The organism is Pseudomonas sp. GD03858, assembly GCF_029840925.1.
Classification (GTDB): domain Bacteria; phylum Pseudomonadota; class Gammaproteobacteria; order Pseudomonadales; family Pseudomonadaceae; genus Aquipseudomonas.
Map to the genome: position 1 here is coordinate 139,867 of NZ_JAOCDM010000001.1, position 17,240 is coordinate 157,106.

A 17,240-nucleotide genomic window follows, 5' to 3' on the forward strand; every position below is an offset into this window, starting at 1 on the left:
TGGCAGGTGATCAGCTTCAGATACCCCATCATCATTCGGAAGGTGTCATGGAATATTGGATTAGGTTACTTGAATGGCCTGCGATGTTGATGACCGTGCTGGCAGCGTGGTGCATCGGTTCGCGCCGTCCGGGGCGGAGGAAGGCAGGTTTCTGTTGTTTTCTTGCAAGCAACGTTTTGTGGGCCGCCTGGGGCTGGCAAGCAGAAGCGTGGGCATTGATCCTCCTGCAATTCTGCCTCTGTGCCATGAATCTGCGAGGGTGGCGAAAAAATACACAACTGCAAGCGAGGGCGTGAACACGCTTATGCCATTGGCAGGGATATGCGGAATGTGGTGCCCGATGAAGAGTTGGATTCCACGTCGATAGCCCCTCCATGCCGGGCTACGATCTCGCCCACGATGAACAGGCCAAGACCCAGCCCACCGGATGCCTCGTGATCTTCCGACGTCAGTCGCGAGTATCTGGCCTGGGGGTTGAACAGATGAGGCACTACATCCGGCGCAATGGGCTTGCCCCAGTTATGTACGCTCAACTCGACCGCTTCAGGGCCTTGGGTCAATGTTACGGTGATAGGCTTGGCATGATCACCGTGGTGAAACGCATTGGCTATCAGGTTGGAAAACACCTGCCCCATGCGGGTGGCGTCAAACTGGCCGAATGCTTGCCGGCCGCCTTTCAGCACAATAGTGGTCTCGGGCCGAGAAACGCGAAGCTCGTCCACAAGCGTATGGCACACCTAGGAAAGGTCGACAGGCTCTTTCTGGATGGGTATGCCAGTACCCACGTTCGCTTTGGCGAGATCGAGTAGATCAGTCACGATTTGCCTGGATCGTGTCACACTGGCCGCAATCTGGTCTGCAATTTTTCGGTCGCGCTCGTTTAGCTGACCTTTACGGCTCAACATCTCGGCGCCCAGAAGAGCTGCAGTCATCGGGGTTCGTAGATCATGCCCAAGCACACCCAGTACCAGTTTCCGTGTGGTCTCCACCGCGATGCCGTATGACGTGATGGATTCGCCCAGTGCTTGATCGATGGCCTCGTTGAAACGAACCATGTCATAAATATCTTGGGGTTCATCAGCCATTGGCTGCGAAAACCAAAGGCGCAGCACACTTGCGCGCAGCGCACGATACTCTGCAACCACTTGGTCAAGCGTGAACCCGGCACTCAGCCGGGTAACCGCATGGGCCTGGGCGGCTGTTTCGATCGAACTCGTTGCCTGCATGCCTCGAGACTTCTCAAACTGCTCGCGGGCTGTCTGCGAGGATGCCATGTCCAGTGCAACGGTTCGCAGCATGGCTTCAGCGTGGTTACGCAGGCCTGCAGCATCAAGATCCGGCATAGGGGTCTTTACGGTACGAGCAAAATCCTCCCAAGCCTGGAGAATGAGCTCGATGTTCTGTGTAATGAAGTCAGAGAGCCGCACGTCGGGTCCTCGGCGTAACCGTAGGCGTCAAAGGTGAATGTTCAGCATAGCCGACATTGATCTGATCACTGACGATGAACGCGATGAGGGGATGTGCGTGTAACTTTCCCGATGGGTGCCAAGTCCAGACGCCGGTCTGATTCACCCGCTCCACGGATCATCCCCGCTGACAGCTAGCGTTGCTGGCGGCGCCCGCCCAACTGGATCCAGACCGGCGCATGATCACTGGCCTTGGCTTCGTTGCGCACCCAGGCATCCACACCCGCCCGCTTCAAATAAGGGCTGAGACTGGAATTGAGCAGCAGGTGATCGATACGGAGCCCGGCATTACGCGCCCAATGATTGCGAAAATAGTCCCAGAACGTGTAGATGCGCTGCTCAGGATACAGGTGACGAACAGCATCGACCCAGCCCTGCGCCAACAGCTGTTGGAAACACGCCCGCGATTCAGGTTGCAGCAGCGCGTCCTTTAGCCATGAGCGCGGGTTGTAGATATCCAGATCGGTGGGCACAACATTGAAATCGCCAGCCAACACCGCAGGATGGCTGCTGCCCTGCAGGGTTTGGGCATGCTTGATCAGGCACTCGAACCAGCGAAGTTTGTAATCGAACTTGGGGCCGGGTTGCGGGTTGCCATTGGGCAGGTAAAGGCAGCCCACCAGTACACCATGCGCCGCAGCTTCCAGATAGCGGCTCTGCTGATCGTCCTGCATGCCGGGCAGCCCGCGACGTATCTCCAGCGGCTCGCTATCGCGCGCCAGGATCGCCACGCCATTCCAGGAGGGTTGCCCTTGGTAGAGGCAACCATAACCTGCCGCTTCGATGGCCTGACGAGGAAACTGCTGATCGGCCGCCTTCAACTCCTGCAAGCAGGCAATGTCCGGTTGCTCCCGCTCCAACCAGGCCAACAGTGCGGGCAGGCGGCTGCGGATGCCATTGATATTGAAGGTGGCGATCTTCAGCGTTTTCATGCGTCAGGGTCGCTCACGTGAGCCTGCACGGCATCTTCCAGTGCCCGGATATGTGCCTCGTCGGCCAGTGCCTTCAGCGTCAACCAGTCATCCCAGTCAATCGCACCATCGTCCCGTAATGCCTCGGCGGTGCGAACCAGTTCATGGTGGTAGGCATCCGGCGATTCGCGCCGGTAGCTGATGTCGTCGTACTGCGCGTACCAGGCTTCAAGTTCAGGAATGCTGCGTTCGATGCTCATGACGGCCGCCTCGTTCTATCCCTGCTACTGAGAGCCCAAGCGCCGCGCAATGTTCAACCGCAATGGTCAGCCGGTCAGCATCCCATACCGCTGAAGGAGTGCATTGGAACTTCTCACCCCGTCCGAGACGTCCCACATCCACACCTGGCAAAAACGGAGAGTGAACGATGAGTGCGAAACTGAGTGGTAAACGCGTAGCCTTTTTGGTCACCGATGGCTTCGAACAAGTGGAGTTGACCGGACCTCGCGAAGCCTTGCAGAAAAACGGGGCCGTGATCGACATCCTGAGTGACAAGGAAGGTACTGTCCGCGGCTGGAACCATGACAAGCCGGCCGATGAGTTTGCGGTGGACGCGACGTTCGACAGCGCCCACCTCGACCTCTACGATGCCATCGTGCTACCGGGTGGGGTACAGAATTCCGACACCATCCGCCTGATACCTGGCGCCCAGAAACTGGTCAAAAGCCACAATTCGGCCAGCAAGCCACTTGCGGTAATCTGCCACGGCGCCTGGCTGCTGGTATCGAGTGGACTGGCCAAAGGCAAACGGATGACCAGCTACAAGACCTTGCAGGATGATATCCGCAATGCAGGTGGCCACTGGGTCGATGAAGAGGTGGTGGTGGACGGCAACCTGATCAGCAGCCGCAAGCCGGATGATATCCCCGCCTTCAGCGAGCAACTGATCAAAGCCCTTGCTGGCTAGCTGCCTGACCCATGAACTGGCAAACAACGGGTTTGCCAGTTCAACAAGCCCACGCCGTTTGCCCCGGCATGGCAGGCATGTCGAACTGTGGAAGACGAGCCGGGCCAACAGATGGATGCAGGTGCGGCAGGCATTCGTCCACGGTAGTCAGGCTTACGCTTTCTTTTCCACGTCCCTGGGTGGTTTCGCGGGGCCCTGCGGGTCCACTTGAGGGTCATCCAGGTCCGGAGAGTCCGGATCGAACCCCAGGTCCTGATCAGTCGTTGCATGATCGGAAGAATGGGGGCCTTTCTGCCGCTGATCGTCGGGTTTGTTCATCATCTGGTCTCCGAAGTTTGAGAAGTATGGTTTGTTCACCGTCACGGCCTTGCCCCTGTCGGAACAACGCCATAGCTTGATCTTGAACACGTCAATGGGAGTCCTCCCTGTCCGGCCCCGCTTCGTCGTGTTCCCCCAGTTGCTGGTATCGCTCTCGAAGCGCATGGAGTTCAGCAGGTCCCATATCCTCAAGGTCGAGCAACGCCTTGTGCGCCCGCTGAGTAGTGCGCAACAGTTCGTCAAGTTTTATGTGCAACTCGTCGCTATCACGGTTTTGGGTATTCTGGATCAGGAACACCATCAGGAATGTGATGATCGTGGTCGACGTATTGATAACCAGCTGCCATGTGTCGTTGAAATGAAACAAGGGCCCGCTTACGCCCCAGGCAATGATCAGCATCAAGGCAATAACGAAGGTCAATGGCCGCCCGCTGTGGTTGGCCAGCCATTGTGCAAACCGATCAAACTTCATGGCTGAGCCTCCTTCATGGTGTACCTCAGTGGAACCCTGGCATCCGGTGGAGGATTGCAACTACGGTAAAGTTCCCCTTTTTGCATGGCCATCCACTCGTCAATCCCGCTGAACAATCTGCTCCAGCTGCCTGTCGCTACTGTTAGGTACAGGAGCGCAGGGGGCTATGGTGAGTGAGATCCGCATTGGAATTTCCGGTTGGCGCTATGGCCCATGGCGCAAGGATTTCTACCCCGAGGGTCTGCGCCAGGACGACGAGCTGGCCTTTGCCTCGCGGGCAGTCAACAGTATCGAAATCAACGGTTCGTTCTACGCACTGCAAACCCCCGAGCGCTATGGCAAGTGGCGTGACCAGACACCGCAGGGCTTCGTTTTCTCGGTCAAGGCGCCGCGCTACATCACTCATGTACGCAGGCTCCGCGAAATCGACGAGGCGCTTGCCAACTTCTTCGCATCGGGCCCCTTGCTGCTGGGCGACAAACTCGGCCCCTTCCTGTGGCAGTTTCCCCCCAACCTGAAATTCGACGCGCAGCGCTTCGGCGACTTTCTGGCCAAGCTGCCACGCGACCGCAAAGCCGCCCGCAGCATTGCGCGCCACGCCGCAGAACGCCTGCAAGGCAACGGCGGCGTGGCCGTGCCGGGTAATGCGCGCCTGCGCCACGCCGTGGAAATCCGCCACCCCAGCTTCCTCTGCGACACCTTCATCAACCTGCTACGCAAGCACAAGGTTGCGTTGGTGGTCGCCGACAGCGCCGGCAAATGGCCCTATGTCGAAGAGGTCACGGCCGATTTCATGTACCTGCGCCTGCATGGCGATGTCGAACTGTACAGCAGCGGCTACACGGCCAGGGCACTGCGCCGCTGGCGCCTGCGCATCCAGGCCTGGGCTGCGGGCGGTCAGCCTGAGGATGCTCAGCGTGTGGTGCGTCGCGCCCCGGCAAAACGCACCTCCCGTGACGTCTACTGCTACTTCGACAACGACCAGAAAGTCCATGCCCCTTACGATGCCCGCCGCCTGCTGGACAAGCTGGGCCTTGGCGGCGAACTGGCGACCGAACCAGGCGTCGAGCCGCAGGAGCCGCTATGAACCCGACACTGCCCGCCCCCCGCTGCATCATCGACAAGGTCACCGCCGTACATCGCCTGACGGTCCTGACCCTCAATGTGCACAAAGGGTTCACCCTGTTCAACCGCCGCTTCATTTTGCCGGAGCTGCGCGAGGCGGTACGCTCGACGGGTGCCGACCTGGTGTTTCTCCAGGAGGTGCACGGCAGTCATCAACTCCATGCCGAGCGCCATCCCCAGTGGCCACAGACACCCCAGTACGAATTCCTCGCCGACAGCATGTGGCCGCAGTTCGCCTATGGCCGCAATGCGGTCTACCCCCATGGCGACCATGGCAACGCGCTGCTGTCCAAGTTTCCCATCCGTGCCCATGACAACCTGGATGTTTCGGTCCATGGCAACGAAGAACGGGGCCTGCTGCATTGCCAGCTGGAAGTGCCGGGCCATGAACAGGTGCACACCGTCTGCGTACACCTGGGCCTGCATGAAGCGCATCGTCAGCGTCAGGTCGGCCTGCTGCTGGCACTGCTGGATAGCCTGCCGCCGGACGAGCCGGTCATCGTCGCCGGCGATTTCAACGACTGGCGCCTGAAAGCGGATGCGCGGCTGTCGGGGCACTTGGTGGAGGCCTTCGGCAAGCCGGCACGCAGCTTTCCCGCGCGCTTGCCGATGCTGCGGCTGGACCGCATCTACCTGCGTAACGCTCAAGCTTGCGAAGCACGGGTGTTGTCCAGATACCCGTGGTCACACCTCTCCGACCATGCCCCGCTGGTGGCGCAGGTGACGCTATGAAGCTGCCTTGGTGCGACGGCAACCGCGTCGAGTTGCTGATAAACGGCGAGCAGTACTACCCCCGCGTATTCGAGGCCATGGCCCAGGCACGCGAGGAAATCCTCCTGGAAACCTTCATCATCTACGACGACAAAGTCGGCCAGCCACTGCGCCAGGCTCTGATCGATGCCGCGCGGCGTGGGGTGCGGGTCGAGGTGGCGGTGGACGGCTACGGCACCGCCGACCTGCCTGACGAGTTCATCTCCTCGATGACCGAGGCCGGGGTGCGTTTCCATTCGTTCGATCCGCAACCACGGCTGGTGGGCATGCGCACCAACCTGTTTCGCCGCTTGCACCGCAAGATCCTGGTAATCGACGGGCAACGCGCCTTCATCGGCGGCATCAATTACAGTGCCGACCACCTGGGTGACTTCGGCCCCCAGGCCAAACAGGACTACGCAGTGGAAGTCGTCGGCCCGGTGGTGGCCCAGGTGCATGCTTCTTCCTGCCGCATGCTCGCGCCGGTGCTGGATGCCGCCAGCAGGGTTCAGCCGGACGGCATCGCCTCAGGCCCGGCCAGCGCCGTGCTGGTGGAGCGCGACAACCAGCGCCATCGCAACGATATCGAAGCCTGCTACCTGCAGGCTTTCCGTGAAGCAAGGCAACGTATCGTCGTGGCCAACGCCTACTTCTTCCCCGGCTACCGCTTGCTGCGCGAACTGCGCAACGCCGCCCGGCGCGGAGTCGAGGTGACGCTGATCCTCCAGGGGCAATCGGACATGCGCTGGGTACGTGCGCTGTCGCGGCTGCTCTACAACTACCTGTTGCGCGACGACGTGCGCATCCATGAGTACTGCCAGCGGCCGCTTCATGGCAAGGTTGCGTTGGTGGACAACGACTGGTCCACCGTAGGCTCAAGCAACCTCGATCCACTGAGCCTGTCGTTTAACCTTGAGGCCAACCTGCTGATACGCGACCCCGCGTTCAACGAACAACTGTACCAGCACTTGACCGAACTGAGCCGGGAGCACTGCAAGGCCGTGACACTGGAGCGCATGGTGCGCGGCTACTGGTGGCGTGCTCCGCTGATCTTCCTGGGCTTTCACATCACGCGCTATTTCCCGCGGATCGCCGGCTGGTTTCCGGCGCACCGGCAGCGCCTGCAGTCACTGCAAGCCGACGGCGAAGCCCCGGCCGACTACCACGGGGGCGAGACCTGATGGCCGCTACACGCTGGAAGACCTGGGGCAAACGCCTGCTGACCGTGCTGTTCCTGGTGTTGATACCGGTACTGCTGTTCACCCTGGCGCGTAACCTGGACTGGAACGAAGTCCGCCAGTCGCTGCTGGCCTACCGGCCCTCGACCCTGGCCTTGGGGTTGCTGCTGGCCCTGTGCAGCTACCTGGTATTTGCCAGTTACGACCTGCTCGCCCGCGCCTACACCGGCCACCGCCTGCCGGCCAGACAGGTACTGCCGGTAGCGTTCGTCTGCTATGCGTTCAACCTCAACTTCACCACCTGGGTCGGTGGCGTTGCCCTGCGTTATCGCCTGTACAGCCGGCTGGGCCTGGATACCCCAACCATCACCCGCATCCTGACCTTGGGGCTGTTGACCAACTGGATGGGCTACCTGCTGCTGGCCGGTACGGTATTCGCCCTGGGCTTTGTGAAGCTGCCGGAGAGCTGGGCTGTGGGCGCCAGCGGCCTGCGCCTGATCGGCGTTTTGATGGTAGCGGTGGCGTTGGCTTACCTGTGCGCCTGCGCTTTCGCCAAGCGGCGTACGTGGGCGCTGCGCGGGCACGAAGTCACCCTGCCGAGCCTGCGTATGGCGCTCTGCCAGGTGACACTGGGTGCCAGCAACTGGGCGCTGATGGCCGCGCTGATTCACCTGCTGTTGCCCCCTGAACTGTTCTATCCCTCGGTGCTGGGTGTGTTGCTGATCAGTTGCGTCGCCGGTGTGGTGGCCCACATTCCCGCTGGGCTTGGCGTACTGGAGGCCGTATTCCTGGCGCTGCTTCACGGCCAGCTAGGCCAAGGCACCCTGGTCGCGGCGCTGCTGGGCTATCGAACGTTGTACTACCTGATCCCGCTGCTGTTGGCGGTGGTGACCTACCTGGTTCTCGAGAAGCGCGCCAAGGCCCTGCGCAAGCAGGTCGGGGCAGCCCTCGACAAGCGCTGACGGGCCTTGGTGCCCGGGAGGTATATCATGCGATTCGCTCTGTACATGGCAATGCTGGGCACCCTGAGCTGCGGGCAGGTGTTGGCCGAAGGTTGCGACGTGGTTACCCGCTCATCCAGCGAGGCGGTCAAACCCGTGCAGCAACACACCTGTTACAGCTACAGCAACCTGCCCGCCGAGGCGATTGCCTGGTCGTGCAGCAATGAAAGTAAAGAGATGTTGAACAGCGAAAAGCGTCGGGTCGAGCGTTGCCCCGACGGCAGCGTTGGCAGCTGTATCGCGCCACTGACGCAAGAGACACTGGCCAACCCCGATGCCGCTGGGCGTGATGAACCTGCCACCCGCCCTGCACTACCCAAGGATGCGCGGATCATCACCTACTACTACGACACCCCTAGCCTGGGCCAGGCCCGCAGCGATTGCGAACGCAATAACGGTGTCTGGCAGACCCATTGAGGGCTTAACTCAAACCAGATGCGTGACGGGTGAGTTTCCACATGATCTCAACTCCCGTCTCACATCTGGCAGCAACTGGCCTCATGGCGAAATCGGATCGCTCGCCGGGAATGTTTCCTCCAGTGCATTATCGACATTGGACTCTTTCGACTCAGCCAACTCACCACACTTGCAGTCGCTCATTCGACAGGGTTCGCCATTGCGATGGCCCTTCGCACAGGCCTCGCAGCAATAGGCCTTGCCATCCTGGACCACAGCATTGGCATCCACGGTGCAAGAACAATGGGTGCAGGAACATCGTTGCTCATTCATTTCGGCTCTCTCCCTTCATCATCGGGTACCACCTCATCGGTCCACAGCTCGCCGTCCAGCGGCGCGGAGCGGGCCAGTTCGGCCTCGTCCAGGCCGGAACCGCCACCGATCTCGTGGGCCTCCACCTGGCGCAAGGTCTTGTCCGCCGCGCCGCCGCTGCCAGGCTCATGCGGATCGCGGGCACCGGTCTCATCGAGCAGCGTATCGGGGCTCAGGTCATCGAGGGTGACATTGTCCTCGTGCAGGCTGTCGCTCAGCGCCTCGCCGCCGGTCATGCCGCTTTCGGCGACACGCCGGGGCGGGTAATCCTCGGCGATCTCCCGCGCCGGACGCTCGTCGCCGACACGCCCCTGGCGTTCATCGCGGCGTTCGCTGAAATCCAGCTCGTGGACGCTGCCCATGCGGTCCTCGGTGTCATCGATCTCAATGGGCGGTCTTGGGTCATCGGGTGTGGACATGAACGTTCTCCGTCTGTGGGCTTCACTCGGTCGACTCTCCCCGGCGGCAAATGATTCAGAGTTTCTGCCAGCCCTCACCCCTCGCATTTTTTGAACTCCTCGCGCCACCGCCGCCTCCCAATCCTGAGACCCGCGAACCCTTCCGGAGCCCGTCATGGCCAAACCCCTGCAGGAGTACCAGCGCAAGCGCGACTTCAATGCCACGCCCGAGCCGGCTGGTAAACGCGCCCGTCCCCGCTCGGCCCATGCGCTGCAGTACTGCATCCAGAAGCACGATGCCAGCCACCTGCATTACGATTTTCGCCTGGAGCTCGACGGCACCCTCAAGAGCTGGGCCATCCCCAAGGGCCCCTCACTGGATCCCAAGGTCCGGCGCCTGGCAGTGCATGTGGAGGATCATCCGCTGGACTACGCCAACTTCGAAGGAAGCATCCCTGAAGGCCACTACGGCGCCGGCGATGTGATCGTCTGGGACCGGGGTGTCTGGGAGCCCGAGGGCGACCCACGCGAAGCCTATGCAAAAGGCAAGCTGCGCTTTCGCCTGCAGGGCGAAAAACTGTCAGGGGTCTGGAACCTGTTCCGTACTCACCTGGCCGGCAAGAAAGAGCAGTGGATGCTGGTCAAGTCCCATGATGGGCAGGCACGCAGTGAAACGGACTACAGCATTGTCGAGGCCCTGCCGGACAGCGTGCTGAGCGAACGTACCCTGCCCCCGCGCAGCCCGGCCAAGGCGACCACCGCCAGGCACAAGCGAGTCGGCCGCAAACCCCTGCCGGATACGCTACAGCCGCAACTGGCCACGTTGGTCGACTCCCCGCCAAGCGGCGATTGGCGCTACGAAGTCAAGTTCGACGGCTACCGCATCCTGGCGCGTATCGACGGTGACGACATACGCCTGTTTACCCGTAATGGCCACGACTGGAGTGCGAAGATGCCCCGGCAGGTCGAGGCGCTCAAGGCCCTGGGCCTCGACTCGGCATGGCTGGACGGCGAGATGGTAGTGGTCGACGACAACGGCGTGGCCGACTTCCAGGCTTTGCAGAACGCCTTCGACACCGAGCATGACGAGCGCATCACCTACTACCTGTTCGACCTGCCCTGGCTGGGCGGTGAGGACCTGCGAGCACTGCCGCTGCAACAGCGTCGCGCCACCCTCGCCCGGTTGCTGGAAGGCCATGCATCGCAGGTACTCAGGTATTCCGTCGATTTTGAGGAGCCCGTCGAGTCACTGCTCGACAGCGCCTGCCGGCTGGAACTCGAAGGCTTGATCGGTAAACGTGCCGACAGCCCCTACGTTGGCCGGCGCAGTAGCGACTGGGTCAAGCTCAAGTGCAAGCAGCGCCAGGAATTCGTGATCGTCGGCTACACCGACCCCAAAGGCAGCCGCAATGGCTTCGGCGCCCTGCTGCTGGCCCTGCACGACCACGGCAGCGGCCAACTGCGTTACGCCGGCAAGGTCGGCACGGGTTTCAGCGCGGCCACCCTGGATAGCATTCACGCCCGCCTCAAGCCGTTGCAAACCGACCGATCGCCTTTGCCGAAACCACCCTCCGGTGCCGAAGCCCGCGGCGTGCATTGGCTCAAACCACAGCTGCTGGCAGAGGTCGCCTATGCCCAAATGACCCGCGAAGGCATCGTGCGTCACTCGGTGTTCCACGGCCTGCGTGACGACAAACCTGCAAACGCCATCGACCTGGAGCGAGCAATGCCCACCAAGCGCGCAGCACAGACAGAACCCGAGAACCTGGGCACCCTGCGCCTGACCCACCCCGACCGCGTGGTCGACGCAACCACGGGTACCACCAAGCGCGAGGTCGCCCAGTACTACGCTCAGGTCGCCGACTGGCTGCTGCCACAGCTGAAGGACCGGCCTGTAGCCCTCGTCCGGGCCCCGGATGGTCTGGACGGCGAACTGTTCTTCCAGAAAAACGCCGGCCAGCTGCATATTCCCAAGGTGCTCAGCTACAACAAGGCCCAGGCCGGCCAGGCGGCCATGGTGCTCAACCGCGCCGACAGCCTGCTGGGCGCGGTGCAGATGAACACGCTTGAGCTGCACACCTGGAATGCCACCACTAAGGATTTCGATAAACCCGACCGCTTTGTCCTCGACCTGGACCCTGACCCGGCGCTGCCCTGGAAAGCCATGCTTGAGGCCACCCAGCTGACCCTTACTCTGCTCGACGAACTGGGCCTGAAGGTGTTTCTCAAGACCAGCGGCGGCAAGGGCATGCACCTCGTCGTACCCTTGACCCGACGCGCTGGCTGGGACGAGGTGAAGGACTTTAGCCATGCCTTGGTCAACCACATGGCCGGGCTGTTCCCTGATCGTCTCAGCGCCGTGTCCGGGCCGAAGAACCGGGTCGGGCGGATCTTTATCGACTATCTGCGCAACGGCAAGGGTGCCACCACCGTTGCCGCTTACTCGCTGCGGGCCCGCGAGGGCCTGCCGGTGTCGGTGCCGATCTGGCGTGAGGAACTGAGCCAGCTCAAGGGTGCCAACCAGTGGAACATCGGCAACCTTCACACGCGGCTTGCACAGGTCGAAGACCCGTGGGCCGAAATGGGCAAGACACGCCAGTCGATCACGTTGCGTATGCGCAAGCAGTTGGGTATTGCATGATGGAACTGACCCACTTCGATTCGTTGTTACACCGTTTTGCTCACCGTTCGCAGGCCATCGAACGCGACGCTTCGCTAATAGAACTGATGCAGGCCTTGCAGGGCGAACGGCTCGACGTGCTCCCGTTGCCCGGCCAGGGCTGCACGCTCGAACGCTGGCGCGTCCTGGCGCGGGTCGCCGGTTGCGATCTAAGCCTGGCCAAACTCTATGAAGGCCATACCGACGCCTTGGCGATCCTCGCCGAATGCGGTGCCGCCCAGCATGCCTCCAACGGCATTTGGGGCGTGTGGGCCGCCGAGCCGCCAGATGCCCGGGCATACATCGTCGAGCGGGACGGTGAACGCGTGCGCCTGCAAGGCCGCAAGGCTTGGTGTTCGGGCGCGTTGCAGGTCGACCGTGCCCTGCTCACGGCCTGGGAAGACGACCAGCCTCAGTTGGTGGCCATCGAACTGCCTCATCCCAGCCAGCGCATCCTGGCCGAGCATTGGCAGGCCGTAGGCATGGCCGCCACCCGCAGTGTCGTCATCGAATTCGACGACTCGCCAGGGCTGGCCATCGGTTCGCCCGGCCAGTACCTGTCCCGGCCCGGCTTCTGGCAAGGCGGCGCGGGTATCGCCGCTTGCTGGTATGGCGCCGCCGAGGCCCTGGCCGGCTACCTTCACGAACAGTGCCGCAAACCCCGGCGCGACCCGCATGCCGATGCGCATCTGGGCGCAGCCGATGCAGCCTTGTACGGTGCCCGTGCCGCCCTTCGCGAATGCGCCACCTGGATCGACCTCCATCCTCAGGATGACGCCAGCTTCGAGGTGCGGCGCACCCGCGCCCAGGTCGAGCAGGCGGTCGAGCAGGTCATTCAGCATGCCGGCCGGGCGCTCGGTGCCACGCCGTTCTGTTGCAGCAGCCATTTCGCCCGGCTCAGTGCCGACCTGCCGGTATACATACGCCAGAGCCATGCCGAACGCGACCTGGCCGAGTTGGGCCGGCAACTGACCGGCCTGCCGACGGGAGCATGGCAACTATGAACCAGAACCTGATACAGGCAGCGCAAGGAACGCCATGGGGCGCTTGGCAGCATTCTGCTCAGTTGGCCCGCGCCAGCTGGACGCTGCCCGAGCAGTTGTGCCCCCCCGGAAGGCGCCTGGTGCTGCTGGCTCCGCACCCGGACGACGAAATCCTCATGGCCGGCGGGCTGCTGGCCAGCTTCCAGGGACGAGAACAGGACGTGCTGCTGATTTCTGCTACCAATGGCGAGGGCAGCCACCCGCATTCCTCGCAATGGCCCGAGCGCCGCCTGCGTCATCAGCGCCCACTGGAAAGCCGCCATGCCCTGCAACTGCTTGGGCTGGACCTCAACCGTTTGGACTGGCGACGACTCAACCTCAAGGATGGCGCGCTGCCCCATGATGAAGCCTTCCTGGTCAATCACCTGAACCAGTTGCTCAAACCTGGCGACCTGCTGCTGACCACATGGCGCGGCGACGGCCATTGCGACCACGAAGCAGCAGGTCGCGCCTGTGCCCAGGCTGCCCAGGCCAGGCGTGTACAACTGGCTGAGGTCCCGGTCTGGGCCTGGCACTGGGCAAGCCCCGATGACCCGCGCCTGCCCTGGCCCCGGGCTCACCGCCTGCAGCTGTGCGATGAGCACCTGGCGCTCAAGCGCCAAGCCCTGGCCGCCCACGCCAGCCAATTGCAGCCCGATGGTGATCGCCCACCGGTTGTGCCAGAACAGCTGCAGGCTTGCCTGTTGCAACCGTTCGAGCTGATCTTTCTGTCAACGGAGGCAACATGAGCCTGGACGCACAGTATTTCGCCGACTTGTATGCCGGCAGCGATGACCCCTGGGCCTTTCGTACCCGCTGGTACGAACGGCGCAAGCGCGAGCTGACCCTGGCCAGCCTGCCGCGCCAATGCTATGAGCGCGTATTCGAGCCAGCCTGCGCCAATGGCGAGCTAAGCATCCTGCTGGCCGAACGCTGCGCCAGCCTGTCGTGCCAGGACATCGACGCGACCGCCGTGGCCCTTGCCCGTCAGCGGCTTGCAGGTGTGAGCCACGCCCATGTCAAACAGGGCCACCTGCCGGGCGACTGGCCGGGCGGGCAGTTCGACCTGATCGTGCTCAGCGAAATCGGCTACTACCTGGCCCCCACCGACTGGCTGCAGGTGATCGAGCAATCGGTGGCCAGCCTGGCGTATGACGGTGGTTTGCTGGCCTGCCACTGGCGCCATCCCATCGCCGGTTGCCCGCAGGATGGCCGCGAGGTGCATGCCCTGCTGGCCAGGCATCTGCCACTTTATCCAGTGCTGCGCCACGAGGAGGCAGACTTCCTGCTCGAATACTGGTCGTGTCAGCCCAGCGTCGTGGACCTTGACGAGATCTGCCCATGATCGCCGTCATCATACCCGCCCACAACGAAGCTCGTCGCCTCGGGCACTGTCTGGCCGCCGTCAAGCTGGCGGTGGCGCAAGCCGAAGCGGCGGGCTTGGCAGTGGAGGTCCTGGTGGTGCTCGACCGCTGTGTCGACGCCAGCGCGCGCATCGCCCGCCGCCATGGCGTGCATACCCTGGAACTGGAGGACGGCAACGTCGGCATCGCCCGGCGCCTGGGCGCGGAGTGGATGATCGAGCGCGGTGCCCAGTGGCTGGCCTTCACCGACGCCGACAGTCGCGTGCCCAGGCATTGGCTGGTGTCACAGCTGCAATGGCACGCGGACGCGGTGTGCGGCACGGTGCACATCGAACGCTGGCAGCCGTGGCAGAACGCAGCGTTACGCCAGTTGTACCGCAGCCGTTATCAGGCACGTGAAGGGCATCGGCATATCCATGGCGCCAACCTCGGCGTATGCGCCAAGGCCTACCAGCGCGTGGGCGGCTTCCAGCCATTGCCGGCGCATGAAGATGTGCATCTGGTGCTCGCCCTCGAAGCCAGCGGCGCACAGATCGTCTGGACCGCAGCGCACAGCGTGGCCACCAGCAGCCGGGTGGACAGCCGTGCGCGCGAGGGCTTTGGGGACTATCTCAAGGCGCTGGAGGGGCCGTTTGCATAACTCATGACGCCTTGCGCGGTCGCTTGGCCGCCGGCTTCTTCGCTTTGGTCTTTCCGCCGAGGCTACGTTTAAGCAGTTCAGTGAGGTCGATGATGTCGGCGCCCTTCTCAGCCGTCGCGCCCTCGCCTTTGTCCACGGTCTCGATCTTGCCTTTGCTGGCTTTCTCTTCCACCAGGTCGAGGATGGTCTGGCGAAACGCATCATGGTAATCATCCGGCGTCCATTGCCCGCTCATGTCCTCCACCAGGCGCCGGGCCATGTCCAGCTCACGCTTGTCGACCTTGCTCTCGGTCACGCTCTTGTCCAGCTCCAGCGTATCCAGCCCGCGCACCTCTTCCGGCCAGCGCAGGGTGATCAACACCAGCGCGTCTTCCAGCGGGCGCAGCAGGGCCAGGTGCTGGCGGGTGTGCAGCACCACAGTGGCCAGGGCCACCTTGCCGGTGCTGTGCAGGGTCTCGCGCAGCAAGGCGTAGACCTTGCCGCCACGACGGTCGGGGCTCAGGTAGTAGGGAGTGTCAAACTGTTGCAGCGGGATGTCGCCGGCATCGACGAACGAGAAGATATCGATTGTCTGGGTCGCCTCGGGCCTGGCCTTGCGGACTTCTTCCTCGCTGATCACCACATAACGGCCCTTCTCGTACTCCACGCCCTTGACGATGTGCTCCTTGTCGATGTCCTTGCCGGTCACCTTGTTTACTCGCTTGTAGCCAACCGGCTCCATGCTGCGCTTGTCCAGCCAGTCGAAGTCCACACGCTCGCTGCGCACGGCGGTATTCAGCGAGACGGGGATGTGCACCAGGCCGAAGCTGATCGCGCCTTTCCAGATTGACCGGGCCATGGTCCGCTCCTACGTATTGAAGGGTTGGCCGGGCTGGCTGTAGCGCAGCGCGCCACAGCGTTCGCAACACTGGCAGTGAAGCCCGGCGACTTCACACACCAGCAGGCTGCGCCATTGGCAGCCACGCAGCAGGCAGTAGAGTTTCATCAGCCACCTCCCTGGCCCTCTGGAGTATCCGGGCCCTTACTGAAACTGACTCCAAGGCGCCGCGAAGGTTTATCCGGATTTCCAAGGGCAGCGGCTCGCCACCGGCCTACCGATGATCGCTCATCACCTGCCCGACCACTGCGCGCATCGCCTGGCGGTTATCCAGGCCCTGTTCACGGGCCAACGCGAAGGCCTGCCGCTGGCGATCGGCACTGCTGCCCTCGCGCAGGATGTGCCGGGCCTGAATGAATGAACGCTCGGCATCTGCAGTGTCCGGCGGGCATTGCAGCTGCAACTGCATGAGCCAACCTTCGGCGCTTACCGGCTGTTGCTCGTGGACACCGATGAAGGTGGCCAGGCGGCCCTGACGCAGGGCGCGCCAGTAGTTCTCTTGGGTGACCCAGCGCATCTCGCGGCTGGCGGGGTCATCGTGGCGGGCCAGCGCCAGCTCGACAAGGTGGCGAAACAGGCCGGCGACGGCCAGTGCATCTTCCAGCCGCGGGCAGCCATCGCAGATACGCAGCTCGACCGTAGGGAACCGCCGCGAGGGCCTGATCGCCCACCAGAAGTCGCCGTCCTTGGCCAAGCTGCCGGTCCGTTGCAGCAATGCCCGGTAGCGCTGGTACGCGCTCCAGTCCGGCAACGGCTCAGGCAGCCCCATGTGCGGCCATTCCCCGCACACCACGCGGCGGTAGCTCATGTAGCCGGTATCCTCCCCGCCCCAATACGCAGACGAGGTACTGAGCGCCAACAACAAGGGCAGCCAGTAGAGCACCCGATTGATCACCCGCATCCGATCGATGCCCACCGGTACGCCAACGTGCACGTGCAAGCCATTCAACAGGCTGCGCTGGGCCACCAGCTGATAATCGTCGAACAACTGGCGATAGTGCGGGGTGCCACGTGGGCGTTGGCGCAGCCACTGGGCGCTGGGGTGGCTCGCCGCGCCGTACAGCCCGGCGCCCTCGTCGGCCAGTGCCTGGGCCAGGCGCTGACGCCGCTCGCCAAAGAAATCACGCGCCTGGTGCAGGGCATCGAATACGGGCGAAGCGAGCTCTATCTGGCTGTGGAACATTTCCTCGGCGAACCACGGGCCCAGCGCATCCCGACAACAGCTGGCCACGGCTGCTGACGGAGCCGCCATGACCTGCCCGGTGGCCAGCTTCACCAGCAGGTATTCTTCCTCGATGCCAAACGTGCACTGCCGCGCCACGAC

General features: G+C 62.8%; 23 protein-coding genes. 12 read left to right on the plus strand and 11 right to left on the minus strand.

Annotated elements, in window-relative coordinates; genetic code table 11:
• Positions 1-47 precede the first annotated feature (47 nt).
• On the plus strand, positions 48-296 hold the full coding sequence (locus tag N5D48_RS00680) for a hypothetical protein (protein WP_279879965.1): 249 nt from the start codon (positions 48-50) through the stop codon (positions 294-296).
• Positions 297-302: 6 nt separating this feature from the next.
• Here the strand turns inward: N5D48_RS00680 and N5D48_RS26165 are convergent, their stop codons facing one another.
• The 4 genes from N5D48_RS26165 to N5D48_RS00695 all read right to left on the minus strand — a co-directional run bounded on the left by N5D48_RS26165 (position 303) and on the right by N5D48_RS00695 (position 2,637).
• The gene (locus tag N5D48_RS26165) at positions 303-722 is read right to left on the minus strand and encodes a sensor histidine kinase (protein ID WP_347881600.1); all 420 of its coding nucleotides are present in this window, start codon (positions 720-722) and stop codon (positions 303-305) included.
• 15 nt (positions 723-737) lie between these two features.
• On the minus strand, positions 738-1,427 hold the full coding sequence (locus tag N5D48_RS26170) for a histidine kinase dimerization/phospho-acceptor domain-containing protein (RefSeq protein ID WP_347881601.1): 690 nt from the start codon (positions 1,425-1,427) through the stop codon (positions 738-740).
• Between the two features lie 173 nt (positions 1,428-1,600).
• Positions 1,601-2,398 (minus strand): exodeoxyribonuclease III, encoded by a 798-nt coding sequence (xth, locus tag N5D48_RS00690; RefSeq protein WP_279879968.1) that lies wholly within the window; start codon positions 2,396-2,398, stop codon positions 1,601-1,603.
• Complete coding sequence (locus N5D48_RS00695; RefSeq protein WP_279879971.1) at positions 2,395-2,637, minus strand: hypothetical protein; 243 nt, start codon at positions 2,635-2,637, stop codon at positions 2,395-2,397. The genes xth and N5D48_RS00695 overlap by 4 nt, the downstream gene beginning before the upstream one ends.
• A 167-nt stretch (positions 2,638-2,804) precedes the next feature.
• On the opposite strand from N5D48_RS00695, the gene N5D48_RS00700 reads away from it, so the two are divergent.
• Entirely contained in the window at positions 2,805-3,344 is a 540-nt protein-coding gene (locus N5D48_RS00700) for a type 1 glutamine amidotransferase (RefSeq protein WP_279879974.1), read from the plus strand.
• A gap of 153 nt (positions 3,345-3,497) precedes the next feature.
• On the opposite strand, the gene N5D48_RS00705 is transcribed toward N5D48_RS00700, so the two are convergent.
• Both N5D48_RS00705 and N5D48_RS00710 read right to left on the minus strand, forming a co-directional pair.
• Positions 3,498-3,662: a DUF6021 family protein gene (locus N5D48_RS00705; protein ID WP_225850712.1), complete on the minus strand. Its 165-nt coding sequence runs from the start codon at positions 3,660-3,662 to the stop codon at positions 3,498-3,500.
• 91 nt (positions 3,663-3,753) lie between these two features.
• On the minus strand, positions 3,754-4,134 hold the full coding sequence (locus N5D48_RS00710) for a low affinity iron permease family protein (protein ID WP_279879977.1): 381 nt from the start codon (positions 4,132-4,134) through the stop codon (positions 3,754-3,756).
• A 166-nt stretch (positions 4,135-4,300) separates the two neighbouring features.
• Here N5D48_RS00710 and N5D48_RS00715 point away from each other — a divergent pair, with 166 nt between their 5' ends.
• Genes N5D48_RS00715 through N5D48_RS00735 form a run of 5 tightly spaced genes read left to right on the plus strand, consistent with a single transcriptional unit; the run spans position 4,301 to position 8,605 of the window.
• Positions 4,301-5,221, plus strand: a complete 921-nt coding sequence (locus N5D48_RS00715) for a DUF72 domain-containing protein (protein WP_279879979.1) — start codon at positions 4,301-4,303, stop codon at positions 5,219-5,221.
• Complete coding sequence (locus N5D48_RS00720; protein WP_279879982.1) at positions 5,218-5,991, plus strand: endonuclease/exonuclease/phosphatase family protein; 774 nt, start codon at positions 5,218-5,220, stop codon at positions 5,989-5,991. The genes N5D48_RS00715 and N5D48_RS00720 overlap by 4 nt, the downstream gene beginning before the upstream one ends.
• Positions 5,988-7,190: a cardiolipin synthase ClsB gene (gene clsB, locus N5D48_RS00725; protein WP_279879984.1), complete on the plus strand. Its 1,203-nt coding sequence runs from the start codon at positions 5,988-5,990 to the stop codon at positions 7,188-7,190. The genes N5D48_RS00720 and clsB overlap by 4 nt, the downstream gene beginning before the upstream one ends.
• The gene (locus N5D48_RS00730) at positions 7,190-8,149 is read left to right on the plus strand and encodes a lysylphosphatidylglycerol synthase domain-containing protein (RefSeq protein ID WP_279879986.1); all 960 of its coding nucleotides are present in this window, start codon (positions 7,190-7,192) and stop codon (positions 8,147-8,149) included. Before clsB ends, N5D48_RS00730 begins: the two co-directional genes overlap by 1 nt.
• 27 nt (positions 8,150-8,176) lie before the next feature.
• A complete protein-coding gene (locus tag N5D48_RS00735; protein ID WP_279879989.1) occupies positions 8,177-8,605 on the plus strand; it encodes a hypothetical protein in 429 nt (142 codons plus the stop codon).
• A gap of 81 nt (positions 8,606-8,686) precedes the next feature.
• Here N5D48_RS00735 and N5D48_RS00740 read toward each other — a convergent pair whose 3' ends face one another.
• The gene (locus tag N5D48_RS00740) at positions 8,687-8,917 is read right to left on the minus strand and encodes a metallothionein (RefSeq protein ID WP_081238088.1); all 231 of its coding nucleotides are present in this window, start codon (positions 8,915-8,917) and stop codon (positions 8,687-8,689) included.
• The gene (locus tag N5D48_RS00745) at positions 8,914-9,375 is read right to left on the minus strand and encodes a phosphotransferase system, HPr-related protein (RefSeq protein WP_279879994.1); all 462 of its coding nucleotides are present in this window, start codon (positions 9,373-9,375) and stop codon (positions 8,914-8,916) included. Before N5D48_RS00745 ends, N5D48_RS00740 begins: the two co-directional genes overlap by 4 nt.
• Positions 9,376-9,529: 154 nt before the next feature.
• Between N5D48_RS00745 and ligD the strand changes: the two genes are divergently transcribed.
• The 5 genes from ligD to N5D48_RS00770 are packed head-to-tail and all read left to right on the plus strand — an operon-like array spanning position 9,530 to position 15,039.
• Positions 9,530-11,995 (plus strand): DNA ligase D, encoded by a 2,466-nt coding sequence (ligD, locus tag N5D48_RS00750; RefSeq protein ID WP_279879996.1) that lies wholly within the window; start codon positions 9,530-9,532, stop codon positions 11,993-11,995.
• Entirely contained in the window at positions 11,992-13,017 is a 1,026-nt protein-coding gene (locus N5D48_RS00755; protein WP_279879998.1) for an acyl-CoA dehydrogenase, read from the plus strand. The genes ligD and N5D48_RS00755 overlap by 4 nt, the downstream gene beginning before the upstream one ends.
• Positions 13,014-13,784: a PIG-L family deacetylase gene (locus N5D48_RS00760; protein WP_279880000.1), complete on the plus strand. Its 771-nt coding sequence runs from the start codon at positions 13,014-13,016 to the stop codon at positions 13,782-13,784. The genes N5D48_RS00755 and N5D48_RS00760 overlap by 4 nt, the downstream gene beginning before the upstream one ends.
• The gene (locus N5D48_RS00765) at positions 13,781-14,380 is read left to right on the plus strand and encodes an SAM-dependent methyltransferase (protein ID WP_279880002.1); all 600 of its coding nucleotides are present in this window, start codon (positions 13,781-13,783) and stop codon (positions 14,378-14,380) included. The genes N5D48_RS00760 and N5D48_RS00765 overlap by 4 nt, the downstream gene beginning before the upstream one ends.
• Entirely contained in the window at positions 14,377-15,039 is a 663-nt protein-coding gene (locus tag N5D48_RS00770; RefSeq protein ID WP_279880004.1) for a glycosyltransferase, read from the plus strand. Before N5D48_RS00765 ends, N5D48_RS00770 begins: the two co-directional genes overlap by 4 nt.
• A gap of 1 nt (position 15,040) precedes the next feature.
• Here the strand turns inward: N5D48_RS00770 and N5D48_RS00775 are convergent, their stop codons facing one another.
• The 3 genes from N5D48_RS00775 to N5D48_RS00785 form a co-directional block, all read right to left on the minus strand.
• A complete protein-coding gene (locus N5D48_RS00775; RefSeq protein WP_279880006.1) occupies positions 15,041-15,877 on the minus strand; it encodes a Ku protein in 837 nt (278 codons plus the stop codon).
• 9 nt (positions 15,878-15,886) lie between these two features.
• The gene (locus N5D48_RS00780; protein WP_202916038.1) at positions 15,887-16,024 is read right to left on the minus strand and encodes a PSPA7_2676 family Cys-rich small protein; all 138 of its coding nucleotides are present in this window, start codon (positions 16,022-16,024) and stop codon (positions 15,887-15,889) included.
• 106 nt (positions 16,025-16,130) lie between these two features.
• Complete coding sequence (locus tag N5D48_RS00785; RefSeq protein ID WP_279880010.1) at positions 16,131-17,237, minus strand: carboxylate-amine ligase; 1,107 nt, start codon at positions 17,235-17,237, stop codon at positions 16,131-16,133.
• Positions 17,238-17,240: the final 3 nt, after the last annotated feature.

Bases quoted from the DNA above. Each gene is read 5' to 3' on its own strand.
- xth (WP_279879968.1), bottom strand. From the start codon at position 2,398: ATGAAAACGCTGAAGATCGCCACCTTCAATATCAATGGCATCCGCAGC.
- N5D48_RS00780 (WP_202916038.1), bottom strand. From the start codon at position 16,024: ATGAAACTCTACTGCCTGCTGCGTGGCTGCCAATGGCGCAGCCTGCTG.
- N5D48_RS00740 (WP_081238088.1), bottom strand. From the start codon at position 8,917: ATGAATGAGCAACGATGTTCCTGCACCCATTGTTCTTGCACCGTGGAT.
- N5D48_RS00695 (WP_279879971.1), bottom strand. From the start codon at position 2,637: ATGAGCATCGAACGCAGCATTCCTGAACTTGAAGCCTGGTACGCGCAG.
- N5D48_RS00745 (WP_279879994.1), bottom strand. From the start codon at position 9,375: ATGTCCACACCCGATGACCCAAGACCGCCCATTGAGATCGATGACACC.
- N5D48_RS00730 (WP_279879986.1), top strand. From the start codon at position 7,190: ATGGCCGCTACACGCTGGAAGACCTGGGGCAAACGCCTGCTGACCGTG.
- ligD (WP_279879996.1), top strand. From the start codon at position 9,530: ATGGCCAAACCCCTGCAGGAGTACCAGCGCAAGCGCGACTTCAATGCC.
- clsB (WP_279879984.1), top strand. From the start codon at position 5,988: ATGAAGCTGCCTTGGTGCGACGGCAACCGCGTCGAGTTGCTGATAAAC.
- N5D48_RS00770 (WP_279880004.1), top strand. From the start codon at position 14,377: ATGATCGCCGTCATCATACCCGCCCACAACGAAGCTCGTCGCCTCGGG.
- N5D48_RS00755 (WP_279879998.1), top strand. From the start codon at position 11,992: ATGATGGAACTGACCCACTTCGATTCGTTGTTACACCGTTTTGCTCAC.
- N5D48_RS00760 (WP_279880000.1), top strand. From the start codon at position 13,014: ATGAACCAGAACCTGATACAGGCAGCGCAAGGAACGCCATGGGGCGCT.
- N5D48_RS00705 (WP_225850712.1), bottom strand. From the start codon at position 3,662: ATGAACAAACCCGACGATCAGCGGCAGAAAGGCCCCCATTCTTCCGAT.
- N5D48_RS00700 (WP_279879974.1), top strand. From the start codon at position 2,805: ATGAGTGCGAAACTGAGTGGTAAACGCGTAGCCTTTTTGGTCACCGAT.
- N5D48_RS00715 (WP_279879979.1), top strand. From the start codon at position 4,301: ATGGTGAGTGAGATCCGCATTGGAATTTCCGGTTGGCGCTATGGCCCA.
- N5D48_RS00735 (WP_279879989.1), top strand. From the start codon at position 8,177: ATGCGATTCGCTCTGTACATGGCAATGCTGGGCACCCTGAGCTGCGGG.
- N5D48_RS00720 (WP_279879982.1), top strand. From the start codon at position 5,218: ATGAACCCGACACTGCCCGCCCCCCGCTGCATCATCGACAAGGTCACC.
- N5D48_RS00680 (WP_279879965.1), top strand. From the start codon at position 48: ATGGAATATTGGATTAGGTTACTTGAATGGCCTGCGATGTTGATGACC.
- N5D48_RS00775 (WP_279880006.1), bottom strand. From the start codon at position 15,877: ATGGCCCGGTCAATCTGGAAAGGCGCGATCAGCTTCGGCCTGGTGCAC.
- N5D48_RS00765 (WP_279880002.1), top strand. From the start codon at position 13,781: ATGAGCCTGGACGCACAGTATTTCGCCGACTTGTATGCCGGCAGCGAT.
- N5D48_RS00710 (WP_279879977.1), bottom strand. From the start codon at position 4,134: ATGAAGTTTGATCGGTTTGCACAATGGCTGGCCAACCACAGCGGGCGG.